Genomic DNA, 1,963 nt, shown 5'->3' on the forward strand with positions numbered 1-1,963 from the left:
CGCCTGGACTTCAATGCGCGGCAGTTTGCCAAGTTCAAGGACAACCGGATCACCCATTGGCGGGATCAGGAGTACCGCTACGACCCGTGGGGCAATCTGATCGAGAAGCAATCGGGGCATAGCAAGCTGCAGCACTTTGCCTATGACTGTGAGAACCGGCTGGTGCGGGCGGAAACGTATGTTGATGGCAGGCTGGAAAGCACCGGGCAGTACCGCTACGACAGCTTGGGGCGGCGAGTGGCCAAGCAGGCGGAGATCAATGGGGTAGTTGAGCACAAGCGCTTCCTCTGGCAAGGGCTGAGGATGCTACGTGAAGAGACGCCGGGGCAGAGCATTCTTTACCTGTATGAGCCGGGTAGCTATGCGCCGTTGGCGCGGGTTGATCAGGTTGAAGGAGAGGAGCAGAAGCTTTACTACTTCCATACGGATCAAATTGGTACGCCGCTGGAAATGACAGATAGTGAGGGCTCAATCGTTTGGCGGGCGAGCTATCGTTCGTGGGGGACGATTGAAAGCTTAGTGGTCAATGAGGTTGAGCAAAATCTACGCTTTCAAGGTCAGTACTTCGATGGCGAAACGGAATTGCACTACAACACGCTCCGCTACTATGACGCTGGTGCCGGTAGGTTTGTGACTCAAGACCCAATTGGGTTGCAAGGTGGTTTTAATTTATACAAATACGCTATCAATCCACTGAATTGGGTTGATCCCCTTGGTTTAGCGAATAGGCCGAATAATGGGAAATATAATATTTTCCATGATCACACATTGGATTCTCAGTATAGATACTCCAGTGATGCGGTTCAGTTTAATAGAGCTAATGCCGATCTTTTGAATAGAATGGAGCTTGAGCCTGATTTTAGGAAGGATATGCTGAATCGCTATCCGAAACTTGAGGAGTGGGCTAAGACAGGGGGCAAAAGTGGCAGCCCCCCTGGTTTGACATGGCACCACCATGAGGATGTTAATAGGCTATCTCTAGTGGATCGTATGGATCATAAGTCGAATCATGGCTTATACCACCCGACTGGTAAGGGTGGCAGAGATATTTGGGGTGGTGGCGCTCAAGGGCGAAAAGGCAAGCTTGACGGTGCAACGGGAAAAATTTGCTGTGGTTGATCAACTGGAGAAATGTCATGTTATTGAAGGATAAGTTTTATGCTCTTTCAGAAGTAATCGAGCATGTTAAAGTTTTTGCAGAGCAAGGTGATGATTTTTGCCTTTATGGTCAAGATCAAGATCACCTAGACTTAAAAGTGCAGTACTTTGTAGCCGATTACCCAAGCGTTAAGGGCGATAAGGAGATTTATCCAGAATCCGTAAAAAATGCAGGGCTGAGCTATCTCTATTCTGGGCAGCAGCTTGTAGATGTTGTAACGTTGTTGATGGAGCAAAAACCTGATGCATCGCATGATGACTATATTAAGGCCTTAAATTATTATCAGGATAATGATGAGTTTATCGATTTGTAGTTGTTGCTTTTAGTTTCTTAAGTTGGGGCGGTGCTTTGGACGGTTGAAAATAAACTATGCGAGGCAAATTTGCCTCGCATAGATATATGTGCGAGTGGGCAGTGGACTAGATAAACTTCGGTAAAAGTCAAAGAGCGGTTTGGATTGCAACGACTTACACCTCGATGTCTGCCACGCGTGACTTTGACTGCGACGCTATGCTTGATAGATTTTATTGACGTTCCCAATCTGCAAGCCAATCGATCTTTAAAAATCAGATTTATGGACTGAGGCACAAGTCACAGTCCTGTTGATGGTGTGCCCGACGGCCCGCTGACCGATATCAGCGCCACCGGCGGCACCCGCGTGTACCTGCACTACGACAATCCGCTGGGCCGCCTGACCGACATCAAGCGCATCGTCGACAACCAAGCCGTCGAAACGCTGACCCAGTACCGCTACGACGAACACGGCCAGCTCAGCGCGGTGATCAACCGCAACGGCGACACCGT

General features: G+C 49.1%; 3 protein-coding genes. All 3 read left to right on the forward strand.

What is annotated here, in order from left to right:
* A partial coding sequence (locus ACIPW4_RS27265) for an RHS repeat-associated core domain-containing protein (protein ID WP_400663764.1) occupies positions 1-1,119 on the forward strand: 1,119 nt, incomplete at its 5' end.
* 17 nt (positions 1,120-1,136) lie between these two features.
* Entirely contained in the window at positions 1,137-1,472 is a 336-nt protein-coding gene (locus ACIPW4_RS27270; RefSeq protein WP_400663766.1) for a hypothetical protein, read from the forward strand.
* A 297-nt stretch (positions 1,473-1,769) separates the two neighbouring features.
* Positions 1,770-1,963 (forward strand): hypothetical protein (locus ACIPW4_RS27275; RefSeq protein ID WP_400663768.1); only part of this gene is annotated, 194 nt, incomplete at its 3' end.

It is taken from the genome of Pseudomonas sp. NPDC089996 (genome assembly GCF_044748405.1).
Classification (GTDB): Bacteria; Pseudomonadota; Gammaproteobacteria; order Pseudomonadales; family Pseudomonadaceae; genus Aquipseudomonas.